General features: G+C 74.2%; 17 protein-coding genes. All 17 read left to right on the top strand.

From position 1 onward, the window contains the following. Positions 1–9 precede the first annotated feature (9 nt). The 17 genes from DSZ44_RS09395 to dprA all read left to right on the top strand — a co-directional run bounded on the left by DSZ44_RS09395 (position 10) and on the right by dprA (position 13,626). The gene (locus DSZ44_RS09395; protein WP_110852356.1) at positions 10–1,401 is read left to right on the top strand and encodes an FAD-binding oxidoreductase; all 1,392 of its coding nucleotides are present in this window, start codon (positions 10–12) and stop codon (positions 1,399–1,401) included. 103 nt (positions 1,402–1,504) lie between these two features. Next, a complete protein-coding gene (locus DSZ44_RS09390; RefSeq protein WP_110852355.1) occupies positions 1,505–1,867 on the top strand; it encodes a GntR family transcriptional regulator in 363 nt (120 codons plus the stop codon). Beyond that, positions 1,864–2,745: an ATP-binding cassette domain-containing protein gene (locus DSZ44_RS09385; protein WP_110852354.1), complete on the top strand. Its 882-nt coding sequence runs from the start codon at positions 1,864–1,866 to the stop codon at positions 2,743–2,745. Before DSZ44_RS09390 ends, DSZ44_RS09385 begins: the two co-directional genes overlap by 4 nt. Further along, positions 2,742–3,503, top strand: a complete 762-nt coding sequence (locus DSZ44_RS09380) for a hypothetical protein (RefSeq protein WP_110852353.1) — start codon at positions 2,742–2,744, stop codon at positions 3,501–3,503. The genes DSZ44_RS09385 and DSZ44_RS09380 overlap by 4 nt, the downstream gene beginning before the upstream one ends. A 1-nt stretch (position 3,504) precedes the next feature. Further along, the gene (locus DSZ44_RS09375) at positions 3,505–4,428 is read left to right on the top strand and encodes an ABC transporter ATP-binding protein (RefSeq protein ID WP_110852352.1); all 924 of its coding nucleotides are present in this window, start codon (positions 3,505–3,507) and stop codon (positions 4,426–4,428) included. Further along, positions 4,425–5,219 (top strand): ABC transporter permease, encoded by a 795-nt coding sequence (locus tag DSZ44_RS09370; protein ID WP_110852351.1) that lies wholly within the window; start codon positions 4,425–4,427, stop codon positions 5,217–5,219. The genes DSZ44_RS09375 and DSZ44_RS09370 overlap by 4 nt, the downstream gene beginning before the upstream one ends. A 191-nt stretch (positions 5,220–5,410) precedes the next feature. Next, positions 5,411–5,872: a 30S ribosomal protein S16 gene (gene rpsP, locus DSZ44_RS09365; RefSeq protein ID WP_110852350.1), complete on the top strand. Its 462-nt coding sequence runs from the start codon at positions 5,411–5,413 to the stop codon at positions 5,870–5,872. After that, positions 5,862–6,098, top strand: coding sequence for an RNA-binding protein (locus tag DSZ44_RS09360; RefSeq protein WP_110852349.1), 237 nt, complete (start codon positions 5,862–5,864; stop codon positions 6,096–6,098). Before rpsP ends, DSZ44_RS09360 begins: the two co-directional genes overlap by 11 nt. Before the next feature lie 70 nt (positions 6,099–6,168). Next, positions 6,169–6,684, top strand: coding sequence for a ribosome maturation factor RimM (rimM, locus tag DSZ44_RS09355; RefSeq protein WP_110852348.1), 516 nt, complete (start codon positions 6,169–6,171; stop codon positions 6,682–6,684). 1 nt (position 6,685) lies between these two features. Then, positions 6,686–7,999, top strand: coding sequence for a tRNA (guanosine(37)-N1)-methyltransferase TrmD (gene trmD / locus DSZ44_RS19020; protein ID WP_110852347.1), 1,314 nt, complete (start codon positions 6,686–6,688; stop codon positions 7,997–7,999). Positions 8,000–8,157: 158 nt separating this feature from the next. Continuing rightward, positions 8,158–8,499, top strand: coding sequence for a 50S ribosomal protein L19 (rplS, locus tag DSZ44_RS09345; RefSeq protein ID WP_110852401.1), 342 nt, complete (start codon positions 8,158–8,160; stop codon positions 8,497–8,499). An 82-nt stretch (positions 8,500–8,581) separates the two neighbouring features. Then, positions 8,582–9,343, top strand: a complete 762-nt coding sequence (gene lepB / locus DSZ44_RS18785; RefSeq protein ID WP_110852346.1) for a signal peptidase I — start codon at positions 8,582–8,584, stop codon at positions 9,341–9,343. 25 nt (positions 9,344–9,368) lie between these two features. Continuing rightward, entirely contained in the window at positions 9,369–10,127 is a 759-nt protein-coding gene (gene rnhB, locus DSZ44_RS18780) for a ribonuclease HII (protein ID WP_110852345.1), read from the top strand. A 7-nt stretch (positions 10,128–10,134) separates the two neighbouring features. Further along, the gene (locus DSZ44_RS09330) at positions 10,135–10,440 is read left to right on the top strand and encodes a DUF2469 domain-containing protein (RefSeq protein WP_110852344.1); all 306 of its coding nucleotides are present in this window, start codon (positions 10,135–10,137) and stop codon (positions 10,438–10,440) included. Between the two features lie 109 nt (positions 10,441–10,549). Further along, entirely contained in the window at positions 10,550–10,912 is a 363-nt protein-coding gene (locus DSZ44_RS09325) for a YraN family protein (RefSeq protein WP_110852343.1), read from the top strand. Position 10,913: 1 nt separating this feature from the next. Then, positions 10,914–12,443: a YifB family Mg chelatase-like AAA ATPase gene (locus DSZ44_RS09320; RefSeq protein WP_110852342.1), complete on the top strand. Its 1,530-nt coding sequence runs from the start codon at positions 10,914–10,916 to the stop codon at positions 12,441–12,443. Then, on the top strand, positions 12,436–13,626 hold the full coding sequence (gene dprA, locus DSZ44_RS09315) for a DNA-processing protein DprA (protein WP_110852341.1): 1,191 nt from the start codon (positions 12,436–12,438) through the stop codon (positions 13,624–13,626). The genes DSZ44_RS09320 and dprA overlap by 8 nt, the downstream gene beginning before the upstream one ends. Positions 13,627–13,699 lie beyond the last annotated feature (73 nt).

Below are 13,699 nucleotides of genomic sequence, written 5' to 3'. Positions count from 1 at the left end.
GAGGCTCTCATGGACGCCGCGACCGTCGCTGCCCAGGACCCGGTGCCCGATCTCCGCGCCCGCGTCTCCGGCGCCGTGCTGGGGGCCGATGACGAGGGCTACGACGAGGCCCGTCGCGTGTGGAACGGGATCATCGACAGGTTCCCGCTCGCGGTGGTCCGGGTCGCGGACGAGGAGGACGTCGTCACCGTGGTCGGCTACGCCCGTGACCACGGGCTCCCGCTCGCCGTGCGCGGTGGTGGGCACGGCGTCGCCGGGTACGGCACCGTGGACGCCGGCATCGTCATCGACCTCGCCGCCCTCGACCGGGTGGAGGTGGAGCCGGAGGCCGCCACCGTCCGGGCCGGTGGTGGGGCCCGGCTCGCCGACGTCGACCGCGCCACCACACCACACGGTCTTGTCGTGCCGCTCGGCGTGGTGTCGCAGACCGGTGTCGGGGGCCTCACCCTCGGCGGCGGGGTCGGGTGGCTCACCCGTGCCTACGGCCTGACGGCCGACAACCTCCTCGCCGCCACCGTCGTCACGGCGTCGGGTGAGCGGGTGACGGCGAGCGGGACGGAGCACACGGACCTCCTGTGGGGGTTGCGCGGCGGAGGCGGCAACTTCGGCGTCGTCACGAGCTTCACCTACCGCGCCCGACCCCTGCCCGCACCGCTGGTGGCGGTCGAGCTCGTCTACGGCGAGCCGCGGTGGCCCCAGGCGCTGCGCGCGTGGGAGGAGTGGACGCGGGAGCTGCCCGACGCGATGCAGTCGATCGCGACCTTCCTCGTGCCGCCGCCGGAGCTCGGGGCCGGGGACGAGCCGCTCCTGGTCCTCGCCTCGGTGTGGGCCGACCCCGACGACGGCGCCACGGGAGAGCGGCTCGTGTCCGAGCTGCGCGCCGCCGCGCCGCCGGACGAGGAGTCGCCCGAGGCCGACTGGGTGGCCTGGCAGTCCGCCTTCGACGTCCTCGGGGGCCGGGACCGCCGCGGGTACTGGCGCAACACGTCCTTCGACCGCCTCGACGACGACGTGACCGAGGTGCTCCTGCGGCGCGCGGGCGAGCAGCGCTGGGCCGGGACGGGCATCGACATCCACCACATGGGCGGGGCGTTCGCCCGCGTCCCGGCGGACGCCACGCCGTTCCCCGCGCGTGGTGCCCGGTTCTGGCTCAACGTCTACGGCGCGTGGACCGACCCGGCCCTCGACGGCGCCCGCACCGCGTGGGTGCGCGCGTTCGCGCAGGACATGGCGCCGGCCTCCACCGGTGGCCTGTACGTCAACTTCATGGGCAGCGAGCCCGGCGACCGGGGCGCACGGGCCGTCTACGGCGACGACACCCTCGCCCGCCTCGCCGGGCTCAAGCGGCGCTACGACCCGGAGAACCTCTTCCGGCTCAACCACAACGTCCTCCCCGCCTGACCCAGCCTCCCGCGGCCGGCACGTGCCCGCGAGGCCTTGACGCGCGCCTACTTCCGTGGTTCATTAGTGGAGTAATGAACCAGTGAGGCGAGGGAGGTGGGAGATGTTCGACGGACCGGAGCCGATCTACGTGCAGATCGCCGAGCACCTGCGTCGCCAGGTCCTCGACGGCGCGCTGGCCGAGGGGGACCAGGTCATGAGCACCACCCAGTACGCCACGACCTACCGCATCAACCCCGCCACCGCGGCCAAGGCCTTCGCGCAGCTGGTCGACGAGGGCGTCATCTACAAGCAGCGAGGAGTGGGCATGTTCGTCGCCGACGGCGCCCGGGAGCGGCTGCGCGAGCACCGCCGCGGCGCCTTCTTCACCGACCACCTCGACCAGGTGCTCGACGAGGCCCGGGTGCTGGGCATCAGCCCCGACGACCTCGTCCGCTACATCCAGCAGAAGGGAGCCGGAGCATGAGCGGCCTCGACGTCGAGCTCACCGGGCTCACGGTCGACTACCGCGACACCCGCGCCGTCGACTCCGCCACCGTCCGCTTCCCGGCGGACAGCATCACCGGGCTCCTCGGCCGCAACGGCTCGGGCAAGACGAGCATGCTCTCGACGATCGCCTCCCTGCGGCGCCCGACGAGCGGCACCGTCCGTGTCGACGGTCGCGACCCCTTCGAGGACGAGCGCCTCATGGAGAGCGTCTGCCTCATCCGCGAGAGCGGGGACGTGCTGAGCGAGGAGAAGCTCAAGGCCAGCCTCGAGCTCGTCGCCTCCGCCCGGCCCACCTGGGACCAGGCCTACGCCGAGGAGCTCCTCGACGCCTTCGGGCTCGACCCGCGCAAGAAGCCGGGCAAGCTCTCCCGCGGCCAGCGCTCCGCCTTCGGTGCCGTCATCGGGCTCGCCTCCCGCGCGCCGGTGACGATGTTCGACGAGGTCTACCTCGGCATGGACGCCCCGTCACGCCGCCGCTTCTACGACCTCCTCATCGCCGACTACGTCGAGCACCCGCGCACGATCATCCTCTCCAGCCACCTCATCGGGGAGGTCGAGCGGCTCTTCGAGAACGTCGTCGTCCTCGACGGCGGCACGGTGCTGCTCGCCGAGGAGGCCGAGACCCTGCGCAGCCACGGCGTCACGGTGACCGGCCTGGCCGCCGACGTCGACGCCGCCACGGCCGGCCTGCGCGTGCTCGGCGAGCAGGTGCTCGGACCCACCAAGCGGGTCACCGTGCTCGGCCGGATCGACGACGCCACGCTCGGCCGCTTCCGCGCCGCCTCCCTCGAGCTCGGTGCCGTCCCGATCGAGGACCTGTTCATCGCCCTCACCGAGAAGGAGGCCCGCCGATGATCACCGGCACCTCAGCCCCGCGCCTGCGCGGCAGCGTGAGCGTCAGCCGCCCGCAGTGGGTCCGCTCGGCGGTCCACCACCTGCAGGTCTACCTGCTCATGTGGGTGTGGCTGTGGGCGGTCGTCGTCGTCGGCGCTGCCGTCGCCATCGCCGTCGTCGACCGGGTCGGCACCGTCAACGTGTCGGTCGTCCAGTTCGTCCGCAACGGCCCGCTCGTGTGGTTCCTCTTCTCGATCGCCGTCATCGTCGCGACGACGTACCTCACCGCGCACGTCGCCAACGGCATGACCCGTCGCTCGTTCCTCACCGGCGGGCTCGTCGCCGCGGTGAGCAGCTCACTGCTCCACGCCGTGACCGCCGCGGGGCTCCTCCTCCTCGAGGGGATGCTCTACGACCGCATGGGGTGGCAGCACGACGCGGAGCCGGGGGAGGAGTACACCGCGGGCGTGTGGGAGTCGGGGCTCGGGACGCTCCTCGTCGACCACGCCCTCCTCGGGCTCTCCGGCACCCTCACCGGACTCCTCGTCGGCATCACCTACTACCGGCTCGGCGGCTGGTGGGGCACCCTCGCGCTGCCGCTCACCATCTCGCCGATCCTCGCCGTCATGTTCATGACGAGCTGGACGGAGGCCCCCTTCGTCCCCTTCGACGCGCCGGGCTGGAGCGGCTACCTCGTGGGCGCTGTGCTCGTCCTCGCGGCCGCACTCGCCTTCGCCCTGCTCGTCCGCCGTGTCCCGATCGCCCGAACGGAGTCATGAGATGGAACCCGTCATCGAGGTCCGCCACCTCCGCAAGACCTACGGCGACAAGGTCGCCGTCGCCGACGTCAGCTTCGACGTCCACCCCGGCGAGATCGTCGCCGTCCTCGGCCGCAACGGCGCCGGCAAGACGACGACGGTCGAGACCGTCGCCGGCCTGCGCACCGCCGACGGCGGCGAGGTCCGTGTCCTCGGCGTCGACCCGCAGCGCCACCCCGAGCTCATCCGTGAGCACGTGGGCATCCAGCTGCAGGAGGCCAAGCTGCCGCCGAAGATCACCGTGGCCGAGGCCATCGAGCTGTACGCCTCCTTCTACGCCGAGCCCGCCGACGGGCAGGAGCTCCTCGCGCTGCTCGGGCTCACCGAGCACCGCGACAAGCGCTTCGACCGCCTCTCCGGGGGCCTGCAGCAGCGCCTGTCGATCGCGCTGGCCCTCGTCGGCAACCCGCGCATCGCCATCCTCGACGAGCTCACCACCGGCCTGGACCCCCAGGCCCGGCGCGAGACCTGGGCCCTCATCGACGGTGTCCGACGGCGCGGCGTCACCATCCTCCTCGTCACCCACTTCATGGACGAGGCGGAGCACCTGAGCGACCGTGTCGTCGTCATCGACGGCGGTCGGGTCGTCGCCGACGGCACGCCGGCCGAGCTCGCGGCGGGCAGCGCAGACCAGCGCAGCTTCCGCATGACGACGCCCGAGGTGCTCGACCCGGCGCTGCTGCGGGACCTGCCCGAGGTCACCGACGTCGTCGCCCACGGCCGCGAGGTCGAGGTGACGGGCACGCGCCGGGTGCTTCCCGCCGTCGTCCTCGAGCTCGCCCGCCACGACGTCGTCCCCGACGACATCACCACCGTCCGCCGCACCCTAGAGGACGTCTTCCTCGAGGTGACCGGCTCACCCAGCACGGAAGGAGTCCCCGCATGAGCGCCACCGCCACCACCGCCACCCGTGCGCCCTCGGGCCGCCGCGGCCTCACCACCCTCGTGAGGACCGAGGGCCGGCTCTTCCTCCGCGACCCCGGAGGCGTCTTCTTCGCCCTCGCCTTCCCGGCCGTGCTGCTCCTCGGCATGGGCCACGCCATCCCCGGGATGCGGACGGAGGTGGAGGGCGTCCCCGGCCTCGAGGGCGTCACCCTCATCCACCTGTGGGGGCCGGTCGTCCTCGCCACCGCGATCGCAACCGTCTCCCTGACCACGCTGCCCGCCACCGTGGCCGGCTACCGGGAGCAGGGCATCTTCCGGCGCCTGTCGACGACGCCGATGCGGCCCAAGTCCGTCCTCGTCTCCCACGTCGCGGTGAGCGGGGCGGCGCTCGCCGTCGCCGTCGTCCTCGCCCTCGTGGGCGGGATGGCCACGCTGGGGATCCCGCTGCCCGAGAGCCCGCTCCTCGTCCTTGCCGCCTTCCTCCTGGCAACCCTCGCGCTGTTCGCGATCGGCCTCGTCGTGGGCGGGCTGGCGCCCAAGGCGTCGACCGCCTCGGGGATCGGGATGCTCCTGTACTTCCCGCTCCTGTTCTTCGCCGGCCTGTGGCTGCCGATCTCCCAGATGCCCGACACCCTCGCGACCGTCGCGACGTTCACCCCGCTCGGTGCGGCGAGCGAGGCGATGACCACGGCATGGTTCAGTGGGGACCTGCCGTGGCGCGAGCTCGCGGTGCTGGCCGCCTGGAGCGTCGTCGGCTACCCCGTCGCCGCGAAGGTCTTCCGCTGGGCGTGACGAACGCCCCACGCGCCCTTCGGGGCAGCACGCTTGGGAATGGGCCCGCCGGTCTGGCAGAATGACCCGCTGTACTCGGACCGGTGGGCCCCTCTCACCCGTCGGAGCCGCGTCCAGGGCCAAGCACGTCCCCGAAACCCACCGGGGACACGCGTCGGCCCACCCCACATGAACCAGGAGTGACCACCACAGTGGCAGTCAAGATCCGTCTCAAGCGCATGGGCAAGATCCGCGCGCCGTACTACCGCGTCGTCGTCATGGACGGTCGCAAGAAGCGTGATGGTCGGGCGATCGAGGAGATCGGCAAGTACCACCCGACCGAGGAGCCCTCGCTCATCGACATCGACTCCGAGCGTGCGCAGTACTGGCTCTCCGTGGGCGCCCAGCCCACCGAGCAGGTCGCCGCGCTCCTCAAGGTCACCGGTGACTGGCAGAAGTTCAAGGGCCTGCCGGGCGCCGAGGGCACCCTGCGCGTCAAGGGCGTCAGCGCCGAGGAGGCCGCCGAGGCGCGCGCCGCCGCGGTCAAGGCGGCCGAGGACGACGCCGAGAAGCGCAAGGCCAAGGCCTCCGAGGCCGCCGCCGCGACCACCGAGGAGAAGGCGCCTGCGGACGCGCCCGCCGAGGAGCCCGCCGACGAGACCAATGCTGGCTGACGCCCTCGAGCACCTGGTGCGTGGCGTCGTCGACAACCCCGACGACGTCACCGTCACCTCCCGTTCGCTGCGCCGCGGTGAGCTGCTCGAGGTCCGGGTGCACCCCGACGACCTCGGCCGCGTCATCGGCCGGCAGGGGCGCACGGCGCGTGCCCTGCGCACCGTCGTCTCCGCGCTGTCCACGCGCGGCCCGGTCCGCGTCGACGTCGTCGACACCGACCGCTGACCACCGGCGCGAGCCCTGGTTCACCACCGGTGAGCCAGGGCTCGCGCTCGTTCTACCCGAGGAGAGCTAGATGGAGCTGGTGGTCGCCCGCATCGGCGCACCCAACGGCCTGCACGGCCTGGTGCGCCTGGAGGTCCGGACCGACGACCCGGCCGGTCGCCTGACGCCCGGGGCGGTGCTCGCCACCGACCCGCCCGAGCGCGGCCCCCTCACCGTGGCCGCCAGCAGCGAGCGGCAGGGCTCGTGGTACGTGCGCTTCGAGGAGGCACCCGACCGCACCGCCGCGGAGGCGCTGCGCGGCACGCTCCTGCTCGCCGCGCCCGAGGAGGGCGCCGAGGAGGACGCCTGGTACCCCCACGAGCTCGTCGGGCTGCCGGTGGAGGACACCGAGGGCCGGCACCTGGGGACGGTCGCCGGGATCGAGTACCTGCCCGCCCAGGACCTCCTCGTCCTCACCGAGACCGGCGGCCAGCGCACGCTCGTGCCCTTCGTCGCCGAGATCGTCCCGGTCGTCGACGTCCCCGGCCGGCGCGTGGTCCTCGACCCGCCGCGCGGGCTGCTCGCCGGCGACGACGACGAGGACTGACGTGCGCATCGACGTCCTGACGATCTTCCCCGACTACCTCGCCCCCCTCGAGCTCTCGCTCGTCGGCAAGGCCCGGCAGTCCGGCCTGCTCGACCTCGCCGTCCACGACCTGCGCGCCTGGACCACCGACCGGCACCGCACCGTCGACGACACCCCCTTCGGCGGGGGAGCGGGCATGGTCATGCGGCCCGACGTGTGGGGCACGGCCCTGGACACCGTCCTCGGGGACGACGCCGACGGTGACGGGACCGTGCTGCTCGTGCCGAGCCCGGCCGGGGAGGTCTTCACCCAGCGCACCGCCGAGGAGCTGGCCGGCGCGCGCCGCCTCGTCCTCGCCTGCGGCCGCTACGAGGGCATCGACGCCCGCGTCGCCGAGCACTACGCCACCCGGCCCGGCGTCACCGTCCGCGAGGTGTCCATCGGCGACTACGTCCTCAACGGGGGCGAGGTCGCGGCGCTCGTCGTCGTCGAGGCCGTGGCGCGGCTGCTGCCCGGCGTGGTCGGCAACCCCGAGTCCCTCGTCGAGGAGTCGCACGGCGCCGCGGGGCTGCTCGAGTACCCCGTCTACACCAAGCCGCCCGCCTGGCGGGACCTGCCCGTCCCCGAGGTCCTCACCTCCGGCCACCACGCCAAGGTCACCCGCTGGCGCCGCGACCGCGCCCTCGAGCGCACCGCCGCCCGACGGCCCGACCTCCTCGAGCGCCTCGCGCCCGAGGCGCTGGACCGCGAGGACCGGCGCGTCCTCGCCGGCCTGGGCTGGTACGTCGGTCCGGCCGGCCCCCGTCGCGCGCAGGTGCGCCCCGCCGACCCCGACGACGTCGCCGCACTGGCCGCGCTCGCCGCCGTCACCTTTCCCCTCGCCTGCCCGCCGTCGCTCGGCGCCGAGGCGATCGCCGCCCACGTCGCGACCCAGCTCGACGTCGACAGCTTCGCCCGCTTCCTCACCGACCCGCGGCGCCTCCTGCACGTCGCCGCCGACGAGGACACCGGAGCGCTGCTCGGCTACACGATGGTGGTCCTCGACTCCCCGGCGCCGGGCCAGGAGGAGAGTGCGGGTGTCGCCGAGCTGAGCAAGTGCTACGTCCACCCCGACGTCCACGGCGGGGGACTGGCCGCCCGGCTCGTCGCCGCCGCCACGGACGCGGCCGCGCAGCACGGGGCCCGGGAGCTGTGGCTGGGGACGAACGTCGCCAACCGCCGGGCCCGACGCTTCTACGAGCGGTGCGGCTTCGCCGTCGTCGGACGGCGGACCTACGACGTCGGCGGGGTGCCCAACGACGACGTGGTGATGAGCACACCGGTTTCGGTGCCCTGACGGGCTGTGGCAAGATGGACCGGTCATGCGCTCACGGCGCGCGGTCTGCCTCAGGGGACCGGCGCATCCGGGCGGCGTGACCACCATCAGAGATGTCGGCAGCGACCGCTGCCACGAACAGCGCCGGTGACCTGTGGCACCAGCGGGAAGGCACCACCATGCAGACCCTCGACCACGTCGACGCGGCATCGCTGCGCGACGACATCCCCGACTTCCGTGCAGGCGACACCCTCAAGGTCCACGTCAAGGTCGTCGAGGGCAACCGCAGCCGTATCCAGGTCTTCCAGGGATACGTCATGGCCCGCTCCGGTGCCGGGGTCCGCGAGACCTTCATCGTCCGCAAGGTGAGCTTCGGCGTCGGTGTCGAGCGCACCTTCCCGATCCACTCCCCGTCGATCGACAAGATCGAGGTCGTCTCCCGCGGCGCGGTCCGCCGGGCCAAGCTGTACTACATGCGCGGTCTGCAGGGGAAGAAGGCCAAGATCCGCGAGAAGCGCTGACTCGCGAGCACGTACCATCGCTTCTGCCCGGCTCGTCTCGAGCCGGGCAGAAGTCATATCCAGACACAGGAGTGCGCAGGCCGTGACGAACGACGACGACGCACGGACCAGCGCGACGCGCCGCGACCGTGACCAGCTCCGGTCCGACGAGCCGGGCGAGGCAGCCCGGCCGGCAGCCCGGCGCCGCGGCGGCTGGCTGCGGGAGACCGCGATCGTCGTCGTGAGCGCGCTCGTCCTGTCCGTCCTCATCAAGACCTTCCTCGTCCAGGCCTTCTTCATCCCCTCCGGCTCGATGGAGGACACCTTCGCCGTCGGGGACCGGGTGCTGGTGAGCAAGCTCGCGCCCGGGCCGCTGGACGTGAGCCGCGGCGACGTCGTCGTCTTCGTCGACCCCGGTGGCTGGCTCGATGCGCAGCCCGACACCCGCAACCAGGTGCAGCGCGGCGTGGAGGAGGTCCTCACGTTCGTCGGCCTGCTGCCCCAGAACGCCGGTGAGCACCTCATCAAGCGGATCATCGGCCTCGGCGGGGACACCGTGGAGTGCTGCGACGCCGACGGTCGGCTCACCGTCAACGGCGTCGGGATCGACGAGCCGTACCTCAAGCCGGGCGTCGCGCCGAGCGAGACGGAGTTCTCCGTCACCGTCCCGGAGAACCACCTGTGGCTCATGGGCGACAACCGCTCCAACTCCCAGGACTCCCGCGCCCACCAGGGCGACCCGGGCGGCGGGGCCGTGCCCATGCGCAACGTCGTCGGGACCGCGATCCTCATCCTGTGGCCGTTCGACAGCTGGACGGTGCTGCGCAACCCGGGCGACACCTTCGCCGAGGTCCCCGAGCCCTGAGCGGGCCCGTGCCTACGATGGCCACGTGCCCGTGAACCGCCCACCCACCCGGCAGCTCGAGCGTGAGCTGCTCGACTCCGGCCACCGGCTCGTCGCCGGGATGGACGAGGTGGGGCGCGGCGCGCTCGCCGGCCCCGTCAGCGTGGGCGTGTGCCTCGTGGACGCGAGCACCGGCCGCCTGCCCCGCGGGCTGCGTGACTCCAAGCTCCTCAGCGCCTCCGCCCGCGAGGCCCTGTGCGAGCCGGTGCGCCGCTGGTCGGTGGGCAGCGCCGTCGGGCACGCCGGGCCGGACGAGATCGACGCGCTCGGCATCATCGCCGCCCTCCGGCTCGCCGGGACCCGGGCGCTGGCCACCCTGGCCGGGCAGGGTCTGGTGCCCGACGTCGTCGTCCTCGACGGCATCCACGACTGGCTCACCCCGCCCGACGACCTCTTCGCCGGCCTCGACCCCGAGCTGCCGGTCCTCGTCCCGCCCGTGCGGACCCAGGTCAAGGGCGACCTGCGCTGCGCCGTCATCGCGGGGGCGAGCGTGCTGGCCAAGTGCGAGCGCGACGCGATCATGGTCGACATCGCCGAGCGGCACCCCGCCTACGGCTGGGAGGCCAACAAGGGGTACTCGGCCCCCGGGCACCTCGCGGCCCTGCGCGAGCGGGGGCCCTCCGAGCTGCACCGCCGGTCCTGGCGCCTGCCGACGGCGCAGGACCCGGCTCACGGGGCCGCTGTGCCCGAGGCCACGCCGGTCCCGGTGCCCGCCGGTGCCGCACCGGCCCGTCCCGGGGCATGATGGGGACGTGAGTGCTGAGGACCTGGAGAACTACGAGGCCGATCTCGAGCTCGGCCTGTACCGCGAGTACCGGGACGTCGTCGGGCTCTTCTCCTACGTCGTGGAGACCGAGCGCCGCTTCTACCTCGCCAACGAGGTGGACCTGCAGGTGCGCTCGGCCGGCGGCGAGGTGTTCTTCGAGCTGACCCTCGGGGACGCGTGGGTGTGGGACGTCTACCGCTCCGCGCGCTTCGTGCGCTCGGTGCGGGTGGTGACCTTCAAGGACGTCAACGTCGAGGAGCTGCCGCGGGCGGAGCTCAACCTGCCCTCCTGAGGCGGTTGTCCCACAGTGCGGGTTCGCGCTGAGCCCGTGCACCGCCGGTGCGCGTGCCCAGCCGGCAGGTGGGCGGCGTCGGTGACGCTGGTCGCGGAGGTGGTGCCCCGTGGCCGCGAAGGACGAGCTCGGTGCCCGTGGTGAGCGCATCGCCGCGGCGATGCTCCGCGAGGACGGCTACGAGATCCTCGACCGCAACTGGCGCTGCCGCGAGGGCGAGATCGACATCGTCGCCCGGGACCCGCGGTCCGACGCCATCGCGTTCGTCGAGGTCAAGACCCGCAGCGGCACCGGGTTCGGTCACCCGGCCGAGGCCGTGGGCCCGGCCAAGCTCGAGCGGCTGCGGCGGCTCGCCGGGCGGTGGCTGAGCGAGCACGGCACGCGTGCCGCGGAGGTGCGCATCGACGTCGTCGCGGTGCTGGGCCGCCGCGGGCGCCCGGCGCTCGTCGAGCACCTGCGGGCGGTGGGCTGAGGTGGGGCTGGCCCGGACGTGGTCGGTCGCGCTGGTGGGGGTGGAGGGGCACCTCGTCCAGGTCGAGGCGCACGCCGCCAGCGGGCTGCCGGCCTTCATCCTCGTCGGCCTGCCGGACGCGTCGCTGTCCGAGGCGCGCGAACGTGTGCGGGCGGCGGTGACGTCCTGCGCGCTGCCGTGGGAGGCGCGGCGGCGCACCGTCAACCTCTCCCCGGCCTCGCTGCCCAAGGCGGGGTCCGCCTTCGACCTCGCCGTCGCGGTCGCGTGTCTGGGGGCGGACGGCCTGCCCGGCGCCGAGCGGGCCGCACGGGCGGTCCACCTCGGTGAGCTCGGCCTGGACGGCCGCGTCCACCCGGTCCGCGGGGTGCTGCCCGCGGTGGCTGCCGCCGTCGCGGCGGGCCGGCCGGAGGTCGTCGTGCCCGCCGGGAACCTCGCCGAGGCGTGCCTGGTCCCCGGTGCGCGGGTGCGTGGCGTCCAGCACCTGGCCGAGCTCGCCCGGGACTACGGAGCGGAGGTGGGGGTACCGGTGCCCGAGGCGCTGCCGGTGCCCGCCCCGCCCGGGGCCCGCACACCACCGGACCTCGCGGAGGTCATCGGGCAGGACGAGGCCCGCTTCGCGCTCGAGGTCGCGGCCGCCGGAGGTCACCACCTCCTCATGGTCGGGCCGCCCGGTGCGGGCAAGACGATGCTCGCCGCGCGCCTGCCCGGGCTGCTGCCCGACCTGGCGGACGCCGACGCCCTGGAGGTGACGGCGATCCACTCGGTGGCCGGCACCTTCGACGCCGGCGGGGGACTGCTGCGACGCCCGCCCTTCGAGGACCCCCACCACACGGCCACCGCCCAGGCCATCGTCGGGGGCGGGTCCGGGGTGCCGCGCCCCGGCGCCGCCTCCCGCGCCCACCGCGGGGTGCTGCTGCTCGACGAGGCACCCGAGTTCGCGCGCCGGGTCCTCGACTCGCTGCGCCAGCCGCTCGAGCAGGGGGAGATCGTCGTCCACCGTGCCCGGGGCGCCGCTCGGTACCCCGCCCGCTTCCAGCTGGTCCTCGCGGCCAACCCCTGCCCGTGCGGCAAGGGGACGGGCAAGGGCCTGGCGTGCACCTGCACGCCGCTCGAGCGGCGCCGCTACCTCGCCCGGCTCTCCGGGCCCCTGCTCGACCGCGTCGACCTGCAGATCGTCGTCCCGGCCGTCACCCGTGCCTCGGCCGCGCTCGGCAAGCAGGGCGAGAGCAGCGAGGTCGTGTCCGAGCGGGTCTCCGCGGCCCGTGAGGTCCAGCGCCGACGGCTGGCGGGCACACCCTGGCAGAGCAACGCCGAGGTCCCCGGCGGGTGGCTGCGCGCCCCGGAGCAGGGCCTCGGGCCGCGTCCGCGCGCCGTGCTGGAGCGGGCGCTCGACTCCGGGAGGCTGAGCCTGCGGGGGATGGACCGCGTGCTCAAGATCGCCTGGACGCTCGCCGACCTCGCCGGGCGTCCCCACCCCGACCTCGACGACGTCGGGACCGCCATGAGCCTGCGAGGAGCCACCGGTGCCTGACCTGCCCTTCGACACGACCGACCCGCGGCTCGCCGCGGCCGCCTGGACGCGCGTCGCCGAGCCCGGCGACCCGGTCGCCGGTGCACTGCGCGCCCGCCTCGGGGCCGGGGCTGCCCTCGAGTGGCTCGGTCACGTGCGGCGCTCGGGCCGGTCGAGCCCAGCAGTCCCACCCGGCGGGACCCTCCAGGAGGACGGCGTCACCGTCCTCGAGTGGGACAAGGCCGTGGCCCGGTGGCTCCCGCGCCTCGAGGACCTCGACATCCGCCGGGAGCTCAGCATGCTCGACGCCGTCGGCGGTCGTCTCCTCCTGCCGGGGGACGCCGAGTGGCCGGCCGCGCTCGCCGACCTCGCGGAGCGAGCACCGGCGGCCCTCTGGGTGCGGGGCCACGGGCGCCTGGACCGGCCGCGACCAGCCGTGGCGATCGTCGGGATGCGCGCAAGCACCGGGTACGGGGAGACGATTGCCGCCCAGCTGGCCATCGAGCTCGCCGAGCGGGGCGTCGTCGTCGTGTCGGGCGGCGCCTACGGGATCGACGCGGCCGCCCACCGAGGCGCCCTCAGTGCCGACGGCCTCACGTGGGCCGTGCTCGCCGGGGGAGTGGACCGTCTCTACCCGGCCGGCAACACCCGCCTGCTCGAGGCCGTCATGGAGGAGGGCGTCGTCCTGGCGGAGCCGGCGCCCGGCTCGTCACCCGGCCGCCACCGCTTCCTCGAGCGCAACCGGCTCATCGCCGCACTCGGCCGGGTGTGCGTCGTCGTCGAGGCGGGGTGGCGCTCCGGTGCCCTCAACACCGCCAAGCACGCCGAGGAGCTCCTGCGCCCGGTGGCCGCCGTGCCGGGTCCGGTGACCTCGATGGCCTCGGCCGGCTGCCACCGCCTCCTGCGGGACCACGGCGCGGTGTGCGTCACCGATGCCGCCGACGTCCTCGAGCTGCTCGCCCCCAGCGGGGAGGACCTCGCCCCGGACCGGCCCGTGCAGCCGGGTCTGCTCGACGGGCTCGACCCCCTCGGCTCCCGGGTGCTCGACGCGTTGCCGGCGCGGTCGGCCGCAAGCCTGGGCAGCCTCGCGCGGGCTGCAGGGCTGAGCGAGCGGGAGGTGCGAGCCGGCATCGGACGGCTCGAGCTCACCGGCCACGTCGAGCGCAGCGGCGCCGGCTGGCGCCGCTCCCGGGGCCCTGCGTGAGCCACGTCACAGTGAGGTAGCGTGGCAGGACGACGAGGCCGTCGTACCGGCCGCTGAGACCCATGCGCGACGA

This window comes from Georgenia satyanarayanai, assembly GCF_900116375.1.
Lineage (GTDB): Bacteria > Actinomycetota > Actinomycetes > Actinomycetales > Actinomycetaceae > Oceanitalea > Oceanitalea nanhaiensis.
The sequence above is the reverse complement of the archived record's forward strand: the minus strand, read 5'-3'. Positions and strand labels throughout refer to the sequence as shown.